This is a genomic window from Arenicella chitinivorans, from assembly GCF_014651515.1.
Classification (GTDB): Bacteria; Pseudomonadota; Gammaproteobacteria; order Arenicellales; family Arenicellaceae; genus Arenicella; species Arenicella chitinivorans.
In genome coordinates, this window is sequence record NZ_BMXA01000009.1 from 78200 (window position 1) to 104517 (window position 26318).

The 26318-nt window shown below is 49.9% G+C and carries 20 protein-coding genes; 19 read left to right on the plus strand and 1 reads right to left on the minus strand.

Annotated elements, in window-relative coordinates:
• Positions 1-9: 9 nt before the first annotated feature.
• Positions 10-1134: a helix-turn-helix domain-containing protein gene (locus IE055_RS16920; protein ID WP_189402875.1), complete on the minus strand. Its 1125-nt coding sequence runs from the start codon at positions 1132-1134 to the stop codon at positions 10-12.
• Between the two features lie 528 nt (positions 1135-1662).
• On the opposite strand from IE055_RS16920, the gene IE055_RS16925 reads away from it, so the two are divergent.
• Genes IE055_RS16925 through IE055_RS17015 form a run of 19 tightly spaced genes read left to right on the plus strand, consistent with a single transcriptional unit; the run spans position 1663 to position 26318 of the window.
• Entirely contained in the window at positions 1663-1902 is a 240-nt protein-coding gene (locus tag IE055_RS16925) for a hypothetical protein (RefSeq protein WP_189402876.1), read from the plus strand.
• A 40-nt stretch (positions 1903-1942) separates the two neighbouring features.
• Positions 1943-3934, plus strand: coding sequence for a type VI secretion system contractile sheath large subunit (gene tssC / locus IE055_RS16930; protein WP_189402877.1), 1992 nt, complete (start codon positions 1943-1945; stop codon positions 3932-3934).
• 39 nt (positions 3935-3973) lie between these two features.
• Positions 3974-4558 carry an Hcp family type VI secretion system effector gene (locus IE055_RS16935; protein WP_189402878.1) on the plus strand — a complete coding sequence of 195 codons (585 nt, stop codon included), beginning with the start codon at positions 3974-3976 and terminating at the stop codon, positions 4556-4558.
• 28 nt (positions 4559-4586) lie between these two features.
• On the plus strand, positions 4587-5006 hold the full coding sequence (tssE, locus tag IE055_RS16940; RefSeq protein WP_189402879.1) for a type VI secretion system baseplate subunit TssE: 420 nt from the start codon (positions 4587-4589) through the stop codon (positions 5004-5006).
• Entirely contained in the window at positions 5003-6883 is a 1881-nt protein-coding gene (gene tssF, locus IE055_RS16945) for a type VI secretion system baseplate subunit TssF (RefSeq protein WP_189402880.1), read from the plus strand. Before tssE ends, tssF begins: the two co-directional genes overlap by 4 nt.
• A complete protein-coding gene (gene tssG, locus IE055_RS16950) occupies positions 6847-7893 on the plus strand; it encodes a type VI secretion system baseplate subunit TssG (RefSeq protein ID WP_189402881.1) in 1047 nt (348 codons plus the stop codon). Before tssF ends, tssG begins: the two co-directional genes overlap by 37 nt.
• A 15-nt stretch (positions 7894-7908) precedes the next feature.
• On the plus strand, positions 7909-10182 hold the full coding sequence (locus IE055_RS16955) for a contractile injection system protein, VgrG/Pvc8 family (RefSeq protein WP_189402882.1): 2274 nt from the start codon (positions 7909-7911) through the stop codon (positions 10180-10182).
• Positions 10183-10186: 4 nt separating this feature from the next.
• On the plus strand, positions 10187-12736 hold the full coding sequence (locus IE055_RS16960; protein ID WP_189402883.1) for a DUF2169 family type VI secretion system accessory protein: 2550 nt from the start codon (positions 10187-10189) through the stop codon (positions 12734-12736).
• Positions 12733-13797 carry a pentapeptide repeat-containing protein gene (locus IE055_RS16965; protein WP_189402884.1) on the plus strand — a complete coding sequence of 355 codons (1065 nt, stop codon included), beginning with the start codon at positions 12733-12735 and terminating at the stop codon, positions 13795-13797. The genes IE055_RS16960 and IE055_RS16965 overlap by 4 nt, the downstream gene beginning before the upstream one ends.
• On the plus strand, positions 13798-14346 hold the full coding sequence (locus IE055_RS16970; RefSeq protein WP_189402885.1) for a hypothetical protein: 549 nt from the start codon (positions 13798-13800) through the stop codon (positions 14344-14346).
• A gap of 2 nt (positions 14347-14348) precedes the next feature.
• On the plus strand, positions 14349-14747 hold the full coding sequence (locus IE055_RS16975; protein ID WP_189402886.1) for a DUF4150 domain-containing protein: 399 nt from the start codon (positions 14349-14351) through the stop codon (positions 14745-14747).
• Positions 14744-15238 carry a hypothetical protein gene (locus IE055_RS16980; RefSeq protein ID WP_189402887.1) on the plus strand — a complete coding sequence of 165 codons (495 nt, stop codon included), beginning with the start codon at positions 14744-14746 and terminating at the stop codon, positions 15236-15238. The genes IE055_RS16975 and IE055_RS16980 overlap by 4 nt, the downstream gene beginning before the upstream one ends.
• Positions 15239-15264: 26 nt before the next feature.
• Positions 15265-16614, plus strand: coding sequence for a type VI secretion system baseplate subunit TssK (gene tssK / locus IE055_RS16985; protein WP_189402888.1), 1350 nt, complete (start codon positions 15265-15267; stop codon positions 16612-16614).
• Positions 16615-16634: 20 nt separating this feature from the next.
• Positions 16635-17384 carry a DotU family type IV/VI secretion system protein gene (locus tag IE055_RS16990; protein ID WP_189402889.1) on the plus strand — a complete coding sequence of 250 codons (750 nt, stop codon included), beginning with the start codon at positions 16635-16637 and terminating at the stop codon, positions 17382-17384.
• A gap of 5 nt (positions 17385-17389) precedes the next feature.
• On the plus strand, positions 17390-21361 hold the full coding sequence (locus IE055_RS16995) for a type VI secretion protein IcmF/TssM N-terminal domain-containing protein (protein ID WP_189402890.1): 3972 nt from the start codon (positions 17390-17392) through the stop codon (positions 21359-21361).
• 8 nt (positions 21362-21369) lie between these two features.
• Positions 21370-22500 (plus strand): type VI secretion system protein TssA, encoded by a 1131-nt coding sequence (gene tssA / locus IE055_RS17000; protein ID WP_189402891.1) that lies wholly within the window; start codon positions 21370-21372, stop codon positions 22498-22500.
• Positions 22501-22525: 25 nt separating this feature from the next.
• On the plus strand, positions 22526-24757 hold the full coding sequence (locus tag IE055_RS17005; RefSeq protein ID WP_189402892.1) for a GNAT family N-acetyltransferase: 2232 nt from the start codon (positions 22526-22528) through the stop codon (positions 24755-24757).
• Complete coding sequence (locus tag IE055_RS17010) at positions 24747-25247, plus strand: hypothetical protein (RefSeq protein WP_189402893.1); 501 nt, start codon at positions 24747-24749, stop codon at positions 25245-25247. The genes IE055_RS17005 and IE055_RS17010 overlap by 11 nt, the downstream gene beginning before the upstream one ends.
• Positions 25248-25295: 48 nt before the next feature.
• Positions 25296-26318, plus strand: coding sequence for a hypothetical protein (locus tag IE055_RS17015; RefSeq protein WP_189402894.1), 1023 nt, complete (start codon positions 25296-25298; stop codon positions 26316-26318).

Genomic DNA, 26318 nt, shown 5'->3' on the forward strand with positions numbered 1-26318 from the left:
ATTCCTCTATCACTGATCGTTACGCTGTAATCGGTACTGGGTCGGCGTCATACCAACCAGCTTTTTGAATATCGTATTAAAGGTGCTTTTTGACGCAAAGCCAGCCTTAAGCGCAAGATCCAGCACCGGAGTCGTATTTGAGGCATTCAGCTGCTCACAAACCTCCTTAACGCGATACTCATTCACAAATTGATTGAAGTTTTTACCCGCGTATTGATTCAATACTTCAGATAAATGGTGCGGCGATAAACCTGTCAACTGGGCTAATTTTGTGAGGCTGAGTTCTCGGTCTCGATAGCTCTGCTCACGTTGCATATGGTCGATCAGGGTCTCATACATGATGGATCGAACCTCGCTATCGATTGCACCGACGTCAGAGGATTGGTTTGATGCAAGGCTGTGCGGGTTGCCCGAAGTTTGCTCGGTTTGGGCCACCTCAAAAAATCGTGGATATCGCCACTGGGTTAGAGCGATCAACAGAATAATCAGAACGATAAGCGCATCGGATACAACCAGCATTGTCATGGTGGCAATGTTACTAAACGCCATGACGCCCTTGAGTACAAAAATACCGATAAACGAACCGATCAGAAGCCCCAGCCATTTAAAAACAGCCGGGTCGAAGTTTGACAGGGTGTTTTCCGCTCGCCGAAAATATCGAACAATTAATACGGCAGTCGCAAGCAAATACGCAGCGGGTACGACAAATAGAATAAACTCACTGAGCCAGAGTCTTTGTGTCGGTGCCGCGGCACCGTTAATCCAAAGCCTCAGCCCCTCGTGCCAAAAGAGCAACGAATCATAGTTCAACGCATAACAAACTATGAGCGGTGTTAAATGGACTAGATCACTGGTGGTTAGCGGCGCGTTAAAGACAACCTTCTTACAATATAAATAGAGCAGGGGACCATACATAACCGGCACAAAAAACAACCAGGCTGCGAGCGGATGGAACACCGACGGTGTAACCCCAAAGCTAATAAATGGCAAGAAGAATGCTAAGCCCATTGTTAGGCAGTACAGCCCTAGTACTTTACTGGCGGCGCTGGTGTTTTTGTCGCATACCAATAGAAAGAAAAGCAGGACGCCTTGAAAGCTGCCGACCGCGGAAATGTACTGGTGTAGTGCTGTCATTAAGAGATCGTTTGCGGGACTTTTAAGTTCTAAACGTTATTGGTGTCAAGTTCCCGGTGTCGAGTTAGAACAGGAGGTTGGGCCGGATGTCGGTTGGGGTCACCGTTTTATCAATTGAACTACGGTTTTGATCTAATTCTTCATTCTATGCTGCTTGCTAGGTAAATGCCAAGGCTTCGCCTAAAACCTGCGACCCTCGTAGCGACAGGATGACGACGCAGCTTATTGGTCAGTTATCCTCTTAAACTGGACCTCATCGGTCTTTCAATGCATGAATACCGGCGCGGATTACTGTGGCTTATTTGCCTCAGTGGCGGCTTGAACGCCTCAGTTGTTTACCGCCTTACCGTACGCGCATTTAAAGCTGAATGGCGGTGAATCGGGTGAGGTGAATTTGCCTCACGATATGGTTCAGGATGAAACTATATGCCATTGAAATATAAGGATATTTATAGTTGGCATGAAAGATGCTTTGTACGTTAGCACAACGAAATGTACATCCATTTAAAAACGTGTTTGGTTCTTAGTATGAAGAAAAACGATCGTCAATTACGCATCCAGTCTGTAGCTCAGGAGATCTCACGATACATCGATAAACGCCCCAATGCGGCTGAGACTGTCGAAGGTGTGACGAGCTGGTGGATATCACGTCAACGGATAGAAGAGTCGGTTGAGGTTGTCGAGAACGCGCTGGAATATTTGGTGGCGCAGAAGACGCTCGTCAAGCGTAGTCTCGGGCGACGCACGCTTTATATGAAAGCAAAATAAATTTTCAAGTATGTCCATTCATTAATCGAGGTAAGCAACAGTGAAAGGTAGTCTACAAGAAACACTTGGTCGCGTTAGGCCCCCAAGAGTACAAATCACCTACGATGTCGAAACAGGGGACGCAATCGAGCTCAAAGAATTGCCATTCATCGTCGGTATTATGGCGGACTTATCTGGCGATATTGTCGATGAGTTACCACCGATGAAAGAACGTCAATTTATCGAAATAGATCGGGATAACATCGACTTGGTGATGAAGAAAATAAAGCCCCGGCTTATGCTTAGCTGGTCCGACTCGACATCAACAAGCTCAACTGAAGAAAACGACGAGACAGAAGCCGCCAAGCCTAGAGCGCCGGTTGAACTGTTTTTCGAGTCGATGGATGACTTCTACCCGACCAAGATTATCACCCGAATAGCGTCATTGAATGACAACTACCAGCAACGTAGAAACTTGCGTGACTTGATCGCAAAACTTGATGGCAACGACAAGCTCATCAATATGTTGAATGAAACGGTCGCGGATAAAGATCAGCAGAAGCAGCTAAAGGCGACCTTCGACGGCAAAACCGTTGATGAGTTTAGTACCTTGGACGCCAATGAAGTCACTCAAAAGATCATCGATGATGGCGGCATGGTTTTGCACGATAGCCAGAAACCCTATGCGATGGAGCAACTCGGTTCGTTCACTGTGGGCGTAATCGGCAAGGGTATTGAGGTTGAGGACGCTACGCAAGTCGATTGTATCGGATTAATTAACAAGCGGATTGACGACATCGACCATGTGCTGGCCGCGGCTTTAGATGACATCCTTCACCATAAAGCATTTCAAAAACTCGAAGGCTCGTGGCGCGGGTTGCATTATTTGGTGAAACATACAGAGACCAGTAAACACCTCAAGCTTAGACTGCTCAATGCCTCGCGAGATGACTTGTTTAAAGATCTCACCAAAGCGGTCGAGTTTGATCAGTCAGGTCTGTTTAAGATGATCTATGAGAAGGAGTATGGAACCTTCGGTGGCGAACCTTATAGCGTGTTAATTGGTGACTATGAAATAGGTCGCTTGCCGAATGATATTAAATTCCTAGAGTTGATGAGTCAGGTTGCTGCAGCTGCGCACGCACCATTTATCACGAACGCCTATTCGAGCTTGTTTGACTTGGCAGACTTTTCAAGTTTGCACAAGCCTAGAGATCTGGCCAAGATCTTTGAGAGCCAAGAATTAGCAAAGTGGCGCAGTTTTCGTGAAACCGAGGACTCACGCTACATTAGCTTGACATTGCCACGGGTACTGATGCGTTTACCATATGACCCTAAAAAGAATCCAGTAGAAGGAATTAATTACAAGGAAACTGTCAACGGCACGGATGCGAGTAGTTTTCTCTGGAGCGGTTCGACCTTTGCGCTGGCGCAGCGTATCACCAATGCCTTTGCGTTATACGGTTGGACCGCAGCGATTCGCGGTGTTGAAGGTGGTGGCCTAATTGAAGGGTTGCCTACCTACACATTTCCCACTGCACAAGGGGATACCGCCTTGACCTGTCCTACTGAGGTGGCGATTACGGATCGGCGTGAAAAGGAGTTGAATGATCTGGGCTTTATGGCGATTTGCCATTGTAAAGGCACTGATAAGGCAGCGTTCTTTGGCGGGCAAAGTACCAATCAGCCACGCAAATACAACACCAACGAGGCGAATGCGAATGCCGCTATTTCGTCGATGCTGCCTTATATTCTGTCCGCCTCGCGTTTCGCGCACTACATCAAGGTGATCATGCGTGAAAAGATTGGCTCCTTTATGACTCGTAGCAATGTTGAGGATTACCTCAACACCTGGATCGCGCAGTACGTGTTGCTCGACGATGCACCACCACAGGAAGTCAAAGCACGTTATCCGTTACGCCAAGCTCGCATCGCGGTGTCTGACGTGCCCGGCAAGCCGGGTGCTTACAGAGCAACCGTGTTCCTAAAACCGCATTTTCAACTAGAAGAATTGACCACATCAATCCGTCTAGTTGCCGATCTTCCATCTTAATACATGCTGACAACCAGCACTTTAGACAGGTGACTAACTATGGATCTCGTACTTCTCCAACCAGGCAACACCGATATTGTTACCAACCCAGGTGAGGGCGGCAGCTTGATTGCCGGTAACGTGAACGGTTTGCCGGACGACATCAAGCTCGATGGTTGCATCGAACTGCTTTCTTATCATTATGGTATGAAACAGCAGATGACAACGGATGTGAGCAACTCAGCCAGAACCTCCGGGCGGCCGTCGTTAACCGATATCACGTGCGTCAAATACTATGACAAAACATCAACCGCTTTTTACCAACAATGTTTGATTGGCAAGCCGATTGACAGCGGCGATCCTAAGGCGCCAACTAAACTGTTTCTATTACGTAACGCGCCAGGCAAGGATGATACCAATACGATTGCCAACATCATGACAATTGAAATGCAGAACGCCATGATCAGTTCTATTGAATGCCAATCCCATCCCAATGATATGGCGACTGAGCAGTTCACATTAAACTTCACGGATATCCAATGGACTTACTCAGCGCAACTGGCGGATGCAACCATAAAAGGCCAAAAGATCGCGAATTGGAGCGTGGCCCGCAATCGCCCATCGGCGTTTACCACTTACTCTTAGTTTGGCGGCATAGGCCAGGAGTTGTCGAATGCGATCATTGTTTGACCGAATAGCGAAACCCGCGGCTCAGAGTCTCCCACTGCCTGACCAGGTTCTCTGTGACGAGTTAGCCTCGGTAGAGGCAGAGTTGAATCGACTGCTCAATACACGCTCTTACATAGCAGGCACAACGCGACGCCGCTCGCGAACCGTCGTCGACTATGGCCTCGACAGCATAGTCAATGCAGGTTCAACGCTGAACAGTCGAGTCAGCGAAGTGGTCGAAGGCGTTAAATCCGCAATCGACACTTATGAGCCTAGATTAGAAAATATTCTGGTTCGAGGTGTACTCCAAGATGGCGACCCCACCAAGCTGCTCGTCAACGTCAAGGCACGGTTACGCCAGAGTCAAACACCCATACATTTTCAAATACCGATCGCCATGCCAACGAAGCATGCAATGACATGATTTCGAACGGAAATGAAAAGGTCATTGACTACTTTTTGTCAGAGTTACAATCTCTGCGTAAACGTGCCGTACAGTTTTCACAAGACTACTCTGAAGTCGCAGATGAATTGCGTCTGGGCGGCGGGCGCTCAGACGATCCGCATGTTGAAATGCTACTACAATCGTTTGCGTATCTCACCGCGCGCTTGCGCTATAACTTGGATTCCGACCTTCCGGAAATCCCCACAAATTTGCTTCGGCATTTATATCCACACCTTGAAACACCACTGCCATCAATGGCTGTGGTGCAACTTGATCCATTCCCTGAGTCCGTGGATTTTAAGGATGGTTACCCGTTAAAACGGGGCAGACAATTCAAACGGCAGGTAACCGGCAGAGACAATATAGCCTACGATTGCTATTTACGAACGGCACAGGATACTGAGCTCTGGCCGATTAAGATCGTCCAAGCACAACTGCAACCAACCAATCGATTTGAACAAATCGAATTGTTAAACAAAGATGTTCGTTCTGTGCTTCACCTCCGGTTACAAACAACCAGCGATATTGAATTCAGTGAGCTGAATCTGGAACGTTTACGCTTGTTTATTAACTCAGCGTTGGGGCGAAGCTGTTTCAGGCTGTACGATCGGCTCCATCGTAATTTGAACTCGGTCATCTATCGCGGATCAGAAAACAACGACTTTAAAACTGCGGATATCTCCTGGCTAGGGTTCGAACCAGGCCACGCTATTTTACCGTACAGTAAGCGATCTCACCCGGGCTATCGCCTGTTACAGGAATACTTTGCTTTTCCCGAAAAATTTATGTTTTTTGAGATCAACAACATACAGAGCACGGATGTTGGGAATCAGCTTGACCTTTATTTCTTATTTGATGTTGACCTGTCAAATGAAAACATCCTCTCTGATGACAGTTTGTTGTTGAACTGTGTACCGACCATTAATCTGTTTCATACCGTCACTGAGCCTGTGCGGCTAAACCAACGCGAATTTGAATACCTGCTTATCCCCGATGTGCGTCAGTATCGCGCCTGTGAGATTCACTCGATCAATAAGGTGGTCGGCACGGATGTGCAGGGTCGATCAACGGAAATACAGGCCTTTTTACCGGAGCGTGATATTTACCGAATGGAACAGGGGTCTGATTATTGGTCATCTCGTCGTGACTACCCTGAACTGAAACGGTTTCCCGGCACCGAAACCTTCATCTCGTTTCACGATCAGCGCTTCAATGTATCGCTACCCGCCACCGAATCTATCTATGCGGAAGTGACGTGCACCAATCGCGATGTGGTTCGAAATATGCGCCCCGGTACCAGTTTGCGTCTTGTTGGCGAAGGGCCGGCCAATGAAGCGCTGCTGGTCACTAAACCGACCCGGTATCAAGAACCAGCCGTCAGGGGAAAACAACCCTGGGAGTTGGTATCTCAGCTCACACTCAACTTTGCGTCGCTGAGCGGCTCACTCAACCGGCCTGACAGCGAACATGGGTCTGCTCGGGAGAATGCGGGTCAAACATCGCAACAGGAAAACGTCCTGATGGTACAAAACCTGCTGCGAATGTACAGCGATGCCGATAACTTAAACCACCAATCATTGGTCGATTCCATCATCAATATTCAGGCCGAACCCAGTGTTGCGCATACCGGGCTCGACGCTTGGCGTGGATTCACACAAGGCATGGCGATCACACTGCTGGTCGACGAATCGAGACTCGACCATACCAGCGTGTACTTGATGAGCGAGATATTGCACCGTTTTTTTGCGCTTTACACCACCGTCAACTCTTTTGTAAGTCTAACCCTATTTAGTATTCAACGTGACGAGGCAATCAAAACATGGCCACCATTGATGGGCGAGAGAGCTCTTCTGTAAGGCGTGGCCTTCAAGGTCATCCTTCGTACTACAATTTCTACCAAGCGGTTAGCCTGCTGGCTGCACAACCCAACGTCGACGACGGTGGGCTGGAACAGCTTGACCGGCATATTCGATTTAAAACCGAAATCGGTGGTCAGTTTCCACCCAACGATATCGCGAACATTCGCGTAACAGGACCGATGAGCGAAATTACCGTTGCGACATTCGGCCTGACTGGACCGCTTGGACCACTTCCACAGCAGCACAGCGAATGGATCGACCAGGAAAGCCGACACGGCAGAACCGCGCTCAAGGACTTTATGAACCTGTTTGAGCATCGCTTTATTGGTTTGCTCTATCTCATCAAAAAACAAACTCATCAAGGACTGCATAAGGGCATGCGGTCGACCTCGCCGATTTTTCGATACCTAATGAATTTATGTGGCTGGCGCGACCAGGATCGGGCAGCTTGTCTAAGCCAGGACACGATCGCTAGGACTTTATTGCCCTTTGCCGGGTTAATTGCCGGCGGCAAAACATCAGCGGCTGCCGTAGCCAATATTCTGTCTGTTACATTGGGGACGAGTGTGCGCTTTGGCACGACACTCGGCGGGTTTATGCCCCTAGATCGTCGATATCGCGCTGTACTTGCAACTCACAAGAAGGGCAATCAACCAGCCACAACGCCTCGTCTAGGCGACGCTATCGCGATAGGGCGCCGGTCTTGGAATACACATCAGGTTGTCAATCTTTCAATCGGACCGCTGGACTATCAGCAAGCCGAAACATGGTTGCCAGGCACCGACACCTACTCATTATTTGAAACGCTCATACGTTTTTCCACCAATGGGCAATGGGCCGTTCGTGCTGAACTGCAGGTAAACGAAAATTCGATACCCGCTACACGGTTTAAAAACAACCTTAGGCTGGGGTTTAACAGCTGGCTAAAGTCTAAGCCAAATCAGTCGCAGTCTGATCAACAGCCACTTAGAGTAACGGCGCGCATCATTCATCCCACGGTGAGTTGATAAGGAGTCCTAATTATGTCGAGCATTGAATTCCTCTCACCAACTACGCCGGTCGAAAACGTTTACCCAAATAACGACTTAAAGCCGCCCAGAACGTCACTGGATTTTGTGATTCGTCAATCTGGCATCGAGCTCGACGACCAGTATGTTCGAATTCAATCACTGTCAGCGCGCGACAGTGTAGGCGAGTTATTTGAGTACCAAGTTGAGTTTCGAGCGAACGATGCGTTGGAGAGCGGCCAAAACTCGGCACCACTTGACTTCGCTCAGGTGATTGGCAGTAACGCGACAATTCGCATTGGTCTGGCAGAGGATGCTTCAGTTGGCACGTATCCAGACCCGGCGTTTGTCAGCTTTTTCAATGGCATTATCAGTGATCTCAGTTTACAAGAGTCGGGTGTGTACACCTGTACGATAAGGCCCGCTTTGTGGCGACTGACGTTGGTCAATGATTATCGAAGGTATTCCCAGATGACCATTAAGGAGGTGATCGAGACCGTCGTAAAAGAGAAATGGGGATTGGAGTGTGACACGAGCGGCTTGGGTTCGCTGGCGACCTATCGCACGCAAGACTGGATGCAACTTGGTGAATCAGATTGGGAGTTTATTCACAGCTTGTTACACAAGGTCGGCGGCTTTTTCTACTTCATTCATGATGACACCAGCCACACGGTGGTGTTCGCAAATAATCCCTCTCGAAATACATACTACCAAAACATTCCGCCTGCGGGTTCAACCGATTCCAGTCAGGTAATGCCCGTGTTCTACACTTTTAGCACCCAAGTTTCATACGACGAAGAGGACTATCTTAAGTCATTTCGTTATGAACAAAAGCTGGTTTCACCGTCGGTACGTAATGTGCTTGCAGAGCCGCAGGCGGCCTGGGAACAGAATGCGGTTGCGGATCTACATACTTACACCAATGGACCAGAAGACACCAATGGGTTCCAGCGGTATCGCGCCTTTCAGTTTGGTGCCACACAAACGCTGGCAACCACGTTAAACAAAGAAGACGCCTGGACCATTGAATCTTCGGGATTCCGACTATCTGGCGAATGTACCAGTCCGAGATTTAAACCAGGCTACGTATTTGAAACCCGTTTAGCCAAGGCTGACGGTGAACGGACCGATGTTTGTCTGATGCGCCCCGAACTCGATAAACAACGATTCGTGATTTTATCCGTCCAGCATCGTGCCAATGTCGATGGCAGTTACTCGAATCAATTCACGGCCGCCCCAGCGCTTGGCAATGCCACGGAGCTGAGCCTCGGAGCAACGCGTATTGGGTCTGTTTTAGGGCAAGTGGTTAGCAAGTCCGACCAACGCGCGAAGTATAAAAACCACTGGCAACTTGAAAAAGGACTGCCAAATTTCGACCCGGAGGTAAAAACCTTTTATTCGGCTGACGGTACACCCTATAAGGCCTTAGGTGTCTATGTTGACTTTCCAGGTTTGGCCATGGACGAAGGTCCTGTTTGGGTCAAACTATCCGAAACCATGACCACGATCCCTGAATCTGGCGTCACGGTGTTGGTTGATCGCTCGCGCGATGATACCGATGTACCGCAAATTTCTATGATATACGAGCAAAAAGGCAGTAAAACAATTATGCCCAATGGGACGCTCGAGAATACCCGTATTGGCGATGATTACGCTACGTCGTACGGTGATAGCCGCAACATCAGCTATGGAGCCAAATCTGCGGTCAATCTGCCCGCCGCTATTGCCAAGATCGATGGCGAGTACGCCAGTGGCAACTTTAAATCCGCACAGTATTCTATTGGGGGAAATTACAGCTACTCATCATCTGATAAAGGCAAATCCGGTATCTTATCCAAGAGTTATGCCGAAGGGATTACGTATCAAGAGAGTCACGGCGATAGCCATAACAAAGTCTATGCAGACTCCACCACCAATCACAGCGAGATTGGCTCGTCACAGGATTCGTCAAAGATTGGTAGCAGTGCGCGCACAACCACTATTGGTACCACAACGGAATCCTCTGCAATTGGCGCGTCAAACTCCAACACGGTGACCGGCGCAAGCAATGTCAACAGTCTGACTGTCGCTTCGAATACAAATCAAGCAGTCGGTGTAGGTTTAAACATTAACGCCACCGGCTTTGAAACCAATGTGTCATTTGTGGGAATGCGTATTTCAGCCGGCGTACAGAACGAGTTGGCACTACGTGTACGCGGTGGCCTAAGGTTGGTCGATACCGGGGCTGAAATGGAAGCACGGCTCGACGGCTTGCAAGCACAAATCAAAGAGTTACAACTCAAGATGTAAGCACATGCAAATTATTAAGCCACTTAAACTCGGACTAATTCATCGCGCACTGTATTTAGATGGGCGTCACCAGCTATGTGTTTCACCGTTGTTGTGGTTTTCCTTGTCTGACGGCACCGTCGTTCCGGAACAGCTTGCGTGGAACAAGATGATGGCCTGTTTGGACGAGGGCACTGTATTGGATACCGGCGCGCCTAAACAGTTCCCTGAAGTATTGCTCTCTGGCAAGGCGTATGCTCGTAATCCCAAAAAAGCTGTCTCAATGGAGGTGGGAGTCAGGCTAGGGGATAAATTCGAAAAACGCGTGCAGGTCGTTGGTGAGCAGTCTTGGTTATTTACTGATCAAGGCTGGACCCTCACACAAGAAGCACCTTTTGACGAGATGGATTTGACCTGGAAAAACGCCTTCGGTGGCAATGGTTTTGCTGAAAACACCGTAGGGCAGGGTTTCATTAGCCCCGACGAAATGCGCAATCTTGCTGTCGGCGCAAGCGTGTCTAGACCAAGCCTACGTGCCATAAACGAAACGCAGCGTAGACCGGAAGACCGAATGACGGCTTCGTGTTTTGGCCCCGTTGCCATTACTGCACCAAGTCGCGTTACACGCGCTGGCACATATGACGATGACTGGCTGGCGAATCACTATCCTGGACTTCCTCCGGATCATGACCCAGCCGTATTTAACACCGCGATGGCGGACCAATGGATTCATGGCAAGGTACAAGGCAACGAGTCATTCGAACTGTGGGGTGTTAGTCCGACCTCGCCTACGATCCAGGGTACGCTGCCCAATGTTCATGTACGTGCATTTGTAAGGAAGCATGCCCAGACCAGCCTCGAAGAAGTCTCAACGCGGATCGATACCGTATGGTTTTTCCCTGACCAAGACGTTGGTTTGATGGTGTATCGTGGCTTATCGGATATTGACGACAGTGATGCTTTGGATATTGCATCACTGATGCTCGCATATGAGAGTCAAAAGGATGCACCTCGGTCTCAAGCTGAGTACCAGAAAATTTACGCAGCCAGAACAGACCATCAGACCGCGATAGCTCATGTGCTCAATGAAAGTCAGCTTTCCCCACGTAAATCCAAGGAAGAGCAGGCTCGACTAGACGCAGAAAAACTCGATTCCCAAAGTCAGTTGCACGCTCAAGTAGCGCAATCCAAACAGGCGATTCTTGACAGAGTTGATCCCGATGCAAGTATTGCCGAAGCCGTGCAGCAAACGCCAACCAAAATATTAGTGCCCCCGGTTCCCAAGCAAGCGATTCAACGCGGCGATGTCGATTTAACCGACACCTTGCAAGCTTTAACACGGCTAGCCGAGCAGGCAAAGTCCGACAGCGAGTCTAAACTTGAATCTTTGGATCTAACGCCCAGCGAGTCGCCAACCGAACAACCACTCACAACAAGCGACTTAGGACGACGATTCGACGCAATACAAGCCGCACCAGATGTAGGTATTTCTTCTGAGAAACAACAACATCTGCATTCTTTAAGTATCACGGGCCGTCGCCTAAGTCCGACTGATACCACTGCTTCGGACCAACTTACTCAGACAGCTAGGCAACGACTGCGTGAGGCGGTACTGTCAGCAATGGCTCGAGGCCAATCGTTGGCTGGGTTGGATTTGAGCGGCGCGGATTTGCGGGACCTTGATTTCACAGGTGCGGACTTAGAAACAACGCAATTTGAAGGCGCTGACTTAACGGGGTGCCTATTTACCGGCACCAACCTCAAGGATGCCGTGTTCACAGGGGCGAAGCTGGATCACGCTAACCTCAACCAGTGTCAATTGGGCGGTGCTAATTTTTCAAAAGTAACAGCCGCTAATTGCCAGTTTAAACATGCAAAAATTGGCGCCACGATGACACTCGAAGCGAATTTCACGCGGTGCGACTTCAGTGGTGCCAAACTTGACGGCGCGTCGTTTATCAATAGCCATTTCACTGATTGTTTATTGAATGGCTGCCTATTGAACAATGTCCGTTTCATGCAATCTGCATTTATCAAGACATCATTCATCGGCGCGACATTCTTTCAGGCGATGTTCCTTGATTCATCGCTTACGGCGAACTCGTTTCAACAGAGCATCATTACGCGCAGCATCTTTGCGCAGGTTAACGCCGCCGAAGTAGACTTCCAACATGCTGCGCTCGATCGTGTGCAGTTCGGCGGCGCATGCGCTTTGGTCGGAGCCAACTTTTCCAGCGCAACAGCAAACATTATTGGATTTCAGGGTGCCGACCTAACCGAGTCGAATTTTGCGAACGCCGCGATAAAGCAAGGCAACTTTACTGACTGCCCCTTGAATAGAGCCGACCTGCAAAGCGCGGCGTTTTACCAGTGCGTATTCTCAGGGGCGCGGTTCGATAATACTTATGCCCGGCAGGCAAACTTTGCCGAATCCCTCATGCGTAAAAGTCGCTGGCGTCAATCGGAACTAAATTGTGCGGAGTTTTTTGGGGTAAACGCCAAAGAGAGTTCGTTTGATCAGTGTAACCTGACCGATGCCAAGAACCTACCAAGCCACATCGAGGTTCGAATATGAATTTGCTCGAATTGAGTCGGCATGTTGAGGCTGGCCAGCCCCTAGTAAATGTTGATCTATCAAATCGTGACCTGAGTCAGGTCACGCTCAATGGCGGCGTTTTTCATAATGTAAACCTAGCCGGTTCACGTCTGAATGGGCAGACCATGAATAACTGCATCTTTGTCGAGTGTGATTTGTCTCGTTGTGAATTTCTGGGTTTGCATCTCGAAAAAACACGCTTTGTCAGCTGTCAACTCTCAGAACTTGCCTTTGCAGCTGGACATATGACTGAGTGCGCATTAATGAAATGTCAATTTACCGGTACACAGCTTGAGGAGATTCATATCTCGCGCTGTCAGATTGCCGAATGCGATCTCTCAAACTCGGTTTGGCGCGCTGTGACGATAGACACCTCTGCATTGCTGCAAAATACGGTTACCGATCTGCGCATCCTTGGCGGGAAACAAGTGAATGTAGCCTGGGCAAAGACAGATTTTAGCCGGATTGAATTTGATCCGTCGCACCTTGAGCAGGCGCTATTCGTGGGTAGCCGTCTTACTGCGTGGTCGTTTCAAGACCGTTATCTGCTTCGCTGCAACTTCTCAGAGTGCGAAATTGTGGAATCAGATTTTCGTGGTGCACAGATGGAGCAATGCATCTTCATTCAGGCAAAGCTGGAAGCGTGTGATTTCGGCGGGACTAATCTGACTCAGTCAATATTCAGCGAGGCCAATATTGAGCATTGCCAGTTTGGCGCAGCCAATTTATCCATGGCCTGTTTTCAGAATGCCAACATCAAACAATCCCGATTTAAGGGTTGTGATCTTCAATGTGCGAATTTTAGTTATGCATCAGTTGCTGACAGCGTGTTTTCCAATGCACGCCTAGATCGCAGCACATGGGCGCGTGCACAACTGTATCAGTGTGATTATCAAAACGCCGAGGCAAGCCACTTGAACGCCTTTGGCATGCTGGTCGAGCACGCCAGCGCCGAGGTATTCCTAACCGCCACTCCCACGCCGGAGCTGGCCGGTCGAGCCGAAGCAGAAAGGTTATTAGTACAACGAGGTCTCATCTAAATGAATGCACTACTCACGTTAGCAACAGCCGCGTCGACTGACCAATCAGCGACACTTTCTTTTGATTACATCAAGGCAGTCAACCAGGGCTCGGTGACCCTCGATGAACAACACGTTGCCAGAGTGGCGCATGGTCTCGGCATACGACTCGGAGTAGGGGATTATGTTGCAGTTCTAGACACACCTGAGGGTAAGTTTGTTGTCGCACTGCTCATAGCAGCACCTCGCGAGCAAGCCTACTTCGAGCTGCCATTCGCTGAACAGCTTCAGATTCGCGCTAGACACGTTGATGTTACCGGGGACGAGTCGGTGACAGTACGCAGCGCGTCGGACATCACCATGGAATGTGGCCAGCACATTCGACTTACTTGTACCAATTTGTTTTTGACCGCCCTAGATTCAATGGTCAACGTCATGCGCCATTGGGTGAGTAAGTTTGACACCGGCTTGATTCGAGCAGACCAAGTCCTTCATTCAGACGCGGAGAATCACATTATTACCGCAAACAAGGATCTGCGATTAGATGCTGATCGTATCAATATGGGGTAGTTATGTTTCAAAATACCTTCTTTCCAGCTATTCATTTTGCGTTCCCAGATGTGTGCAATACCCCGACGCCAGCGGGTCCGGTGCCGATTCCATACCCGAATATCGCACTGACATCGACGTCAATTCCGACCGTCTTCAATCAGTTCATTCAGGCCATGCCAATTCATAATTTAATGACAATGGCCTACATCAGTAACGGAGATAATCCGGGCGTTTTGGGTGGCGTTGCTTCGGGCATGGTGATGGGCCCTGAGCGCCACATTCTGGGAAGTTTCAAAGTGTTCGCCACGGCTTTTCCGGTGGTGAAGATGTTAATGCCAACCGAGCAGAATGGCCCGATGGGAAATATGGTTGGCGCCACCCTGTCACCCAGTCAACTCAAAGTGATGGTGTTGACATGAACAACGCAGTAACACAAAGCCTGTTGCTCTCGATGATGATGGTCAGTCTATCCAGTTGTACGCAACTTGAATTGGTATTGCCACGCTACAGTGACAACGCAATTCAAACCGTACATTTAGTCGCGACCGATGACGTGAATCAATCTACGGCAGTTGCAGTGGATCTTGTCTTTCTGTTTGAGGACACGCTGGTCACACAACTTAGCAAATACACCGCACGCCAGTGGTTTACCGAACGCCGACAATTTCAACTTCAATATCCCGGTAAATTTGTCGTTTTCTCATATGAGCTGGTGCCGGTGTCACAAGTCATTCTCAAACCAGACAAAGAGCACAGCAAATTCCCGATTCCCTACCAGAAGGCCTACAAGGTGTTGCTGTTTGCAAACTACCTGAAAGAGTCACCCGATTACACACTCGATATCTCACCGTTTAAGAAGCCGCGCATTACCTTAGACAAAGCCCAAATAGACATTGTTGAGACGAAATAGGATTCAACGCACTGAGGAATATACCGATGCAACTTGTAAAACAACGTCAATTTCCAGTCCAGTGGCACGAGGGTATGTTGTTATCGCCACAGCATTTCCAGCAAGACCAGGCGTATCATGAGAACGAACGCATGCACCAACTGTCGTTGCTCGCGCCTTATTTTTGGGGATTAGTGCAACTGCGCTACGATGGCACGTCATTACTCTCGGGAACGTTACGTATTCGCTCTTTGTACGGCATGATGCCAGACGGTTTGGTGGTCAATCATGATGACAAGCTGGACGCCGAATTAACAATTGATCTGACGTCTTCAGTAGCCTTCGAACGCGAGGGCGCTGAGGCATTGGTGCACCTTGTTGTACCCATCCGAGACAAAGGCGCGGCGCACCAGTTGTCTGAAATTCAACGCTTTGACTCAATGACGGACAACACACCAGTGGTTGATGAAAACACCGGAGAAAACGGGGTAGAGGTGTATCGGCTCAAGCCCCGATTGAGCCTATTCGTTGGTGATACGCCTCCGGGTAAATATGTCGCCATGCCCATTATGCGGATTAAACGCGAAAACGATGGGACATTTAAACATACCCGCTATGTACCGCCGGTCCGAAGTGCTGGTGCCAGAGACATAACCAGTGCCGCCGCATTGTTCACCAACCTTGAACGACTGGTGCAAGGTATTCGTCAAAAGGCGATACAACTTGCAGGGATTTCCGCATCCGAAGCCAGTGGGTTGACACGATCGGTGCGAATGCGAAAACGCGAGATGTCCGAAATATTAGGCGCAGTCTTGCCGCCATTGGAGCTAGCGCTTAATTCAGACATTCACCCATTCGATGTCTACCGCACTTTTTGCGATGCCATCGGAAAGCTGACACGGCTCACTGCCAATCCTGTTCCACCCGTGATGCCAATCTATGACCACAACGATCTTAATGTTGGCTTTAGTTCCGTTATTTCATGGTTGGCTAGTCTGATCAGCACCATCAAGTCCGAGTTTCATCTGCTCAAATTTGATCAGCAAGATACGCTTTTTAGCATCATGCTACTCAAACAAAACGACACAGATACGCTCACTATCGAATTACGCGGTGAGCGCGGGGTCACGGAGAAAGCGCTCATGGAATATGTGAAATCTGTGCGAATCGTCAGCGAATCTAAACTCGACACCGCTGATCAAAAACGTCTGCTAGGGGCCCAGCGACGTATTTTGGCAAAACCGATCTTCGAGTCGGAGTCGGACCAAGAGCGGGTAGTCATTGTGATCGACACCACGGACAGCTATATCCGCTTTGGCGAGCGACTGGTTATTCGCAGTGCCAGTCAGCGGGACGACGATATCCTCCCAGAGTCTATCTGGTTGTACACGAGCTAGGTGCGATTGAAAGGTATGCCATGAACGCCGCACTGGAATGGAAAGAACTGAATAATATCGCTCTGTTCAAAGAGTTCTATTGCCGTGTTCGCCATGTTAAATCCATGATCATGCAAGGCGCTATCGACTGGCCCTCGATCACGGACGAAGATATTCCAGCTAATTTGTCTGAGCGGGAATCTACACGCTTGCTTTCCTCTTATCTGCGCGCTGCGTTGGCTAGTCAAACCGAATACGTGGCAAGTCACACCAGCCAGCTTGAATTCGCGGCTTACCGCGACGCGAGCTATTTGATGTGCGCGCTGGCCGACGAGATATTCTTGATTCAGCTCAATTGGTTTGGGCGACGATATTGGCATGAGTTTTCACTGGAATCGGGGGCGTTTTCCACCGCGATAGCAGGTGACGAATACTTTCGACGTCTTCAGACCTTGCTCAAGAAAGACGTACTGAGCCATTTCGAAAAACAGTTGGCAGCGTTGTTCATTCTTACTTTGCAACTTGGTTTTAGAGGTCGCATACGCGGTAACGAAAAACTCGTGAAAACGTTGCTCGATAGATTGCTGCCTAAAACCGGTGTACCCAACCAGACACCACACTTGTTCCCGGCCGCTTACGGGTCAATCGTTAACCCAACCAGCGCCACACGACTTGAGCCTTTTTCGCGCTGGCATAAGATCATCTTCTGGTCGCTGATTTCGTATCTCATCCTCACCAGTAGTGTCTGGCTTTGGATTTCCACTTCGTTCTTCCTCGGGTTGAGTGAGTGATGGCGATGCTTCAGCAAATACTGCTCGAATTCCGCCAAGTGGTGGCCGCATACCCTGCATTGGTTATTGTGTGCATCGTGCTGCTCATTTTTGCCGCGTTTCTATGGATATGGTTCAAAGTTCCCGCACAGCAAGTGAGCACCGAAGAAAGTGGTTTGTCTCGCGTTCTAAAACATTTCAAAGCACGAATCTATGCATTAATTGAAGTGTTCAGGGAAATTGTTCGTCAGGGCTTTAATCGCTCGCAGGAAGTCTACGATATACCGTGGTATTTGGTACTTAACCTCGTCGCAGATAAACCGTTGTTACGAACCATCTCACCCAGCAGCATACGTCGTATGGCACCGCGTTTTATGAATGCTGTTTTACGACAAACCAAGCAAAACAGGTGGTATTTTTTAAAAAGTCTCACCGTTTACGACCTCATTGATACCGAATCTGGAAAACGGCTGGAGTCTGACATTCGGACCATTTGTGAGCGACGTCCTCAGAGGCCACTAGACGGCATCATCCTGTCGGTTCCGGGCCGATCACTTATCGATGCCGACACAGAGCAACTTGCCGCACTGATCGACAAGGCGCTCGTTGACCTCACCATCATTGACAGTAATGTGCCTTTTGAACTACCGATTTATTTCATTGTTAGTGAATGTGAGTCGATTAGAGGGTTCGACGCATTTCTGGCACAAAATTGGACGCAGCGTGATCAAATATTTGGCTGGTCTAGCGATCTCGATGTAAACGACCCATATCGCAGCCGATCTGTCTCAGACGCGTTCGCTTCGGTCATCAGAGACCTCAATCGCAATCAAGTTCTGATATCATCAAGCGTGCTGAAACTCGCAAAAGGCGACGATTTCGTCCTTCTTGATCAGGAGTTAAAACGCTTGCAAACCAAGCTGTCAACGCTCTGCGATGCCTTGTTCAAAGCGACCACCTACAACAATCGTTTCTTATTCAGAGGACTTTACTTCACCGGTCACAACAACAATCAAACGCGCGCCAGTGACGACGTGTTTGTGGTAGAGCTATTTGAGAAGAAGATCGTCGCTGAATCAAACCTCGCAACACCAACTAACCAAGGGCTTTTATCTCACCAACGAATGCTAGCCCGCTATAAAAGGGCGAGTACTGTTTCGTTAGTGGTGCTGTTTATCCTAGGGGCCTGGAGCTTGTGGAGTGTGAAATCACAGTTTGATACGGCAGGGAGTGCGTTAAACCAAGTTCGTCCATCAGCGTCCATCAATTCGACCGGGTATAACGATGTGTATCGTGTTCTGAATCAGTTAAGCACCGTGGATGCACGCTCTTTCTCTCGTGCAGCGCTACCGATCTCCTGGTTTTCCGGCGCTGATGACGAACTGATCAATAGCATCGCCGACAATCAGTTCGCAAAACAGGTCTTTCCGGCATTGGAGTGTCGGCTGTCACAGAACTTTAAGTCATTGATGGGATACCAGCCGCAACTAAACGAAGACGACATCAACCAACGGTTTCAGCAGTGGCCGTTTGTTAGCGTGTGGTTAGAGAAGCTCCACACGTTTCACCGGAGTAGACACGACTTTATTAGCTTATCGGAGCCTGCAAGGTATCAAAACCCGAACATTCTTACCGAGTTTTCCGAACTGATAAAAGCCCTCTACGGCATCAATCCTCCGCAAGGCTTCTTCCGTCGCAGCACGCTGTATGAAGCCGCGCTGAACCAATTGAACTATAACTACGAGAGACCGAATCCGCGCTGCCCAGATCTGCCCGGAAGTGTGGATGGCGACTCATCAGATCTATTCTGGCGGCGAGTCGGTCAGACCAGTAACACCATATACACACGGATTCAGGCGGACGCCGTCAGTCCGGTTAATGTGGTGAGTAGCGTGGGGGCAAGCGGGTCAACTTTGCTCAAGACCAGCATTGGCATGCTTGAGGGCAACGACTATGTACTTATGGATCGTTGGTTTGATTTCTTAGAACAAAACTGGATTGCACCACAAGAAAACTTAAATCCGTGTCAACGCATGTTTGAAAGCCTATCAAACATAAATGCTGTCTGGCTAAATCATTCAACGTCGAGCAGTCGAAACGCAAACAGCACCATAGGATTGTTTGAGTCTCGTCACTGTGAAGAAAACTTTGTTATCCAGTTGCTAAAGAATCAAAGCAACAATGGTTCCGCGTTGTTTGTACAAACCGAATTGGGCGAAATTGATTTCAGCGACCAGGTTAAAGCGTTTCGTAATAGCCTCGGTAGCGTTCAAGGTCTGGCATTTATGAGCGTAAATACCAACAATGCGCCGGTTACTCCGAAACAAGTTTCCTACTGGGACACGAATCATTTAGCCAACGCGATTGGTTACTATAAAGAATACGAAGCCTACGCCACGAGTAATTTTGGGGCCATAGCACTCTCCGAGCAAACCCCAGAATCCAGAGCAACCTATTTGCTCCAGCAAGACATGTTAATTCAGCTCAGAAGCGCGCTAAAGCAGGAGATTTCACTCGCAACGCGCATGTCAATCAGCGAAGTTACCCGTAAACAGAGCGGTAAGGCAACACCTGAGCAACAGCTCATTGCGCAAGTACAGAACTTTAATGAAGCCACACAACAGTTCTATCAACTAGGAAATATATTTAACCAGCTTGGCGTGCAAACTGACGCCAAGCTCTGGTCTAAACTGTCGCGGCAATCCGCTCTCATGATTCTTCGATCTGCAGATGAGCTAGTAGCGAGCAGTGGCTTGTACCAACCTAAGAATACATTTGACGCAACCCAACCTACGGCACTCGCTCGCCTGTACGGGTTGACGGACAAATCCAGTATGGACGATTACTTACTGGCTCAACGCCAACGAGCACAGTTTATCGCGCTCAATTACACGCAAGGTCCAGTCACCTACCTTTTGAATACGGATTCAGGGCAGGGCGGCGATCAGTCTGGGCTTGAAAAGCGCTGGAAATCAACCTTGGTTGTGCTCAGCAACTCAGCGTTAAAAAACCCCAGTAACGCCTTAGCGGTACTGGAAAAGCGCTTTGCCGAAACTCTGACTATGACCGTCGATCAATGTCCGCCTGCTTACACAGTCGATGCTGGCGACGATATCTTTACGGCTTTCCAAACAAGCTTTCTCACCGCCGTAATGGGGTTTTGCAGTGACTCAAGACAGGACATCACCCAGAAAAACTATGCCTGGGTCGTCGAGCAATTCAATGCGACATTGAGTGGCAAATATCCGTTTGTTGGGACCATGCCTTCTATCAAGCAGGATGCAAGCCTAGCCGCAGTTAAACAATTCTTCACACAATTCAACACGGTCCGTGCCGAGTTACTTGCCGACCTCACATTAAAAGCCAAGACTGACGCGCGCTATTCAGAGGCACAAACATTCATTGCGCAGTTGAGTAAGGTATCCGATTTTTTTGCCGACAACTTAGTGACTTCGTCGGGTGATGACAACCCAATTGCCAGCTTAACCGTTGAACCTAAATTTAAGGTACTGCTCACACCGTCTGTCGGTGAAGCGCAGGTCATCAGCCAGTACTTAGTCAGCAATGGCTTGGGAATTGGCATCCCGGGCAGTGCAACCCAGTTGGTATGGAATTACGGGGCCGATGCCGAGTTTGTCGCTCGTCTCGCTGCATCCTCAGCGTATCAGCTCGCGCCTTCCAATACGGCGGCTACGAGCGTATCTGAAGGCGTTATTCGATTTACCGAAACAGGCGCTTGGTCTTTGTTCCGTCTTATTCAGCGGTATAAGACAGCGCTTGAGACACAGGCAACTAAACCGGATTCAGGTTCACTGTTGTTGCAGTTTGGGGTTTCAGCAACACGCCCCTCTACCACTCCGGGCAGTACGCCAGATACCGTGTCGACGACGATTGACCTCGTCGTTGGTCTGGACATTTACAGCCTTAATTCAACCACCAAGCAGTTAGAAAAGCGCGAGTTTCCGCCTGTCTTTCCTGCTAGGGCACCCAACCTGTGAGGTAACTAATGGACGCAGTCATATCCGAACTAGAACGTGTTTTTAAACAACACATGTCAGCACCGCTCTCTGAGTATGTTTCGCCAATCTCTGCCGAAAATCCAACTGGTCCATACCTTGCAGATGAGGAGGTCTACCAACGTATTCAGGCCGCACGTGTTCAAGATGATAATTCAACCCCGCGGGGCGTATGGGATATTGAATTGCGCAGTGCTGATTGGGAGGCCGTATCCAAGGGATGCCTGACGACGTTGGCGCATCAGAGCAAGGACCTACAGCTCGCCATTTGGCTATTGGAGGCACGTCTGCATACCGACGGATTCGGCGCGCTGGCCCCATGCCTGCATTTAATTACAGAGTTAAGTCACCAGTTCTGGCCTGACATGCATCCTTGTTCGAAAGAAGCTGACCTAGAACACCGGATTAATCTGTTTGCCTGGATCAACACCAAACTGATACTCGCTCTTAAACAGGTCCCGATATCAGCGCGCGTTGACACAGAGGTCAACTACAGTTGGACTGACTGGGAGCTCGCCTTGCGGAACACCCAGTTGAAACAAGCGCACCCTGAGACAAAATTTGACCCCAAAGACCTTGACGTAGAGAGGGTGTCAATGAATATCAATCAAACGCCAGTGACGTTCTATCAAACACTTTACGCCGACCTTGAACTCGCGCTACTTGCAGCGGACAGGCTGGTATACCTGTTGGATGCGAAGCTGGCTGGCGAGTCACCAAGTATGGCGGATTTTATCGGCACACTAGAGGAAATCGCCGGACTCGCGTATCAACAACTTGAGCAGCGTGGCAGTCACCTACGGCCAATTGAAGACACATCAGCCGACGGAGTGCAAAACGAGGACTCGATGCAGATTCACAGCTCGGTCACCGAAGCAACGCAGTCACTGCAGAATCGCCAGGATGCGTATCACGCGCTGCGCAGTATTGCTGATTATCTCGTCCAGGACGACCCTCACAGTCCTGCACCATACCTCATCTACAAAGCCATTGACTGGGGGCAAATGAACACCAGCCAACTGTATCAGGAACTGTTTGTACAACAACAAGGGCATATCAATATTTTTGACATGTTAGGGATTCAACAAAAAGACGCGTCACCCGATGCGCTGCACTCCTGAGCGCATACCAATGGAGAACAAGATCATGAGCAACGACAAAGTGACCACCTCTTCGAAAGCATCATCCGGCCACGACGCAGAATGCCTGGTGGAATTTAGCGAAAGTCGTGTCTGGCAACGTGTCGATGATCAACCAACATATGCAGAATTCCAGGATGCTGCCCCACTGCAGAGTCGCGGCATGGCGACCGATTACGCCGATGCCATCGTGCGGGTTTGGCGACAGGCACTTAACGCCGGACATTTCGATACCGAGCAGCCTGGCTATATATTGCAGCTCGAAGCTGGGGATGGCCAGTTTGCGCACTGGTGTTTGGATGCGCTCAAATCCACCTTAAATGACGATGAGTGGAGCCGGTTTAATCCGACCTACCTACTTGCAGACAGCCGAACGGAACGTGTTTCCGAGTGCTGGTCGCACCCTGTGTTGTCTTCTTGGATCAAAACTGGACACCTTGAACCGGTTCATTTTAACGCACTCACTCATTCGTATATCGAACTTTCCAGCACACAGCTCACGCTTGGACACCGAAGCATTGAAAACCCGCTGTTCGTTATCGCTAATGGCGTATTTAGTGGTCTGCCTCATTCGTTTATCAACATCCACTACGGTCATTGCAACACAGCCTACGTATCCAAACAAACCAGCGCGAGTGAACCGATTCAGTTTCATTGGTACCAGAAAACTGACTTGAGTCCTTTAGAGCAACGGTACCTCGCTCGATTTGACAGCGCTTACACGCTCATCCCAGATGGTGCATTTGATTGCATACAGCATATTCGTCAGATTGCTAACCACGAGTGTCTATGGCTAACCTCTCATCGTGGTTTCCACCTTGAGTCAGACCTACGACAGCAAGGTCTGCCTCAGTTGGTCGACTCACCCAGATTATTCTTACCCGTCAATGGCCATGCATTGACCTGGTATGCGTCGGAGCAGGGCGGGCAAGCCCTACACGCTCAGCGCTCCAGCCAATCGCCATTGACATCACTCATTTACTTCGGTAGCCCGCGACGTGCTTCGTTCTGCGACGCCGCGCAATTGAGCACCGTTCTTACGACCGTTCGTCATGAGTCTGCTCATTACGCAAATCATGTTGCCGGCGTCGCCAATCCGGCTAACGGCGGCGCCGATTTTATATACTGGCTGGTATCAGAAGTGGCAGATGACGCCAGGCTGCTATTTCGCTATTTAGATGAGTTAAGCGCGGCGTTAGCCGGATTGACGGTGCAGCAACTGTCAGATTGGCGCGCACTGTTTAACAAGATGTGGGACGCAGTCTACACCTTTCGTGAAGAACATGAGGATTACGTTCACTTAGCCATGATTGCTCAGCAGTTTAACGCGCATCAGCTGGCATGCCGAATACTGATGGCTGTGCTGGAAAGTAACCCAGATAATCATGAGGCCAGATTTGCCTATGCTCTGTCCTGTCTCAGTCGCGGCAACATTGACCAGACAATTACCAGTCTGCGCCGCATTACTCAATGCGACGACTTAGAAAACTCGAATTTGTACGAAGAAGCTAAAGGACTGTTGAACTACGTGGTCACCATACCATCTCAAATGCCATTCGAACTCAACTCAACGACTGCTCGACTTGACTCTGGAACGCTTCGGTTAATGCCGCTATCGCCGCATCATGCGCAGGACTTTTGGCTCCAATATCGTGATCCTTCCATTGCGGTGATGACCGCATTGCCGGCGTTTGAAGCCATGGAGGATCTCTTGGCTTGGATTGAACAACACACCCAGCAAGATAACAAATTTGTTTATGCCGTGATCGATAACGAAGTCGGCTTCGTTGGCGTAGTGTCCGCGTCGTGCTTTAAGCACAGCGCATTCTTTTACTTTTGGATTGGCGCGGACTATCAAGGTCAAGGCTTCGGACAACGCGCGGCCGTTACTCTGTTTAAACACCTAAGCGCTATCCACCGGATCAATGCAGTGTACACCTGTGCATTTGCTGACAATTCTCGCTCGATTTCTGCCCTGAGCGAACTTGGTTTTTGTGCGCTTCCAGACCAAGCTATCCCGCCAGATGAAGCATACCAATTCTACGTTAAGGCGCTGACAGATTCAGTAAGCCCACATTCGGATCAGCCGCACCACTCACACGCACTGCAAACCCTGTTGAACGGCATCAACTCCCCAATTGAGCTCGCTGAACCAATGTCGACCTCGATTAGTCAACCAGGACTGGAAACAAAATCCGTGCGCAAGTCGACAATAAAGGAAGCTACTAATGCCCGCTAGGTCATCCAATCGTATCGCAGGTCAAGAATTAAAGCGACAGCAGACCGCAGGCCACCGCTCACGGATTGTCGGACAGCATCTTGCGCCCAGCAATATCATTAGCGGGCAACGCCGCCGCGCGCGGCCACATCGATTTGTGGCCGGAACACACCCATACGCTCGGATCGTCCATTTTACCGATCCCGGTGGAACACGGCGACGCGGACTTGAGCCGGGCGGCACGGCCAGAGCATCTTTCGAAATCCGCCTCGGTGCGGATCGCAGCACAGATTTTGCGCGGGCTGATGCCAGCGCCCGACGCGCCCACATTCCTGCGCGGCGTGCCACCGAAGTCTGGCATCACCATCATGCTGTTCGCATTGGGCATGGTGGGCGCATGTACGGCCGCTTGTTTCTGATGGATCGGGCTGTTCACGAGGCGGCACCACATTTTGGTAGCCGTCATGTCGGAGGGCAACACGTCACATTCGGCGCGGGAATTTGGAGTTGACTTTGACACTGCTCATTATCAATTGCTGGTTTAACACAGAGAACTCAAATGGCTAATATCACTGATCCTTTGTTAGGTAACGCTCATCCTAGTGAGTCTCAACGGGCGCGCTCGAATAGTGCGCCGCTGGCGCCGAATCAAGGGCGAGGGCAATACGGACCCCCAGTCATCGGTGCTTCCGCAGCGGTTACCTCCGCGCTCGCTACTGGTAGCGCATCTCTCCCGAGCGGTGCAAACGTTGCCTCCGCAGCTTTGGGCGTCACCAGTGGCGCGTTATGGAGTGGTGGTGCAGTAATGGATCAACGCTCCAATCCACGTAGTAGCTATGATGATGGCGCACGGACGGTCGGAAATCTGGCCAGTATTGGTGCGGGCTTGAGCAGTTCGGTCGCCAGCGTCACATCCGAATCCGCGTCATTCTGGAGTGCGACTACCTCATCTGCGTTATGGGGAGTGAGTAGTGGGGTATCGATGTTGCGTGGCGCTGCGGCGACCGTTTCCGGTCTTCGAAGCCGCGATGTTTGGCAGTCCGTAAGTGGCGCCGCGCAAACATTAAGTGGTGTTGCGAATGCTGGCGCCGCCTATATGAGTTACGAGGCGGCCCGACATACGGCGAACCATGATACCACCACGGCCAGCAGTTATGCCTATGGATCAGCAGGTGCCTGGCTTGCCGGCGAAGCCTTGGGGGCTTTGTCGACTTGGGCAGCTACACCTCCTCGGCAGGCAAACGTACCGGACATAGAGTCTGGTTTGGGTTCACATAGTCCCGCGTTACAGCGGTCCCATAGCCATTCGTCCTTGCCGATAAACGTTGAGTCACCATCAGCCTCGCCGGTTAACGCGCGTCACAGCCCGAGGGCAAGTTCAGTGCGATCCGATTCCAGTAACTCGTCTAATCACGCCGCCAGCGCGCCCATACCGCCAGTTCAACTCGCGCCGCCACCCGTTTTGTCAGGAGCCAGTTCGCAGCCAAGGCGAGCCCGACGCCACAGCATGACAGCGTTGCCGAAACAAAGTTCAGCCGCGCCTTCGCCGCCTAGAGCGCGCAGCAACTCACTAGGGCAATAG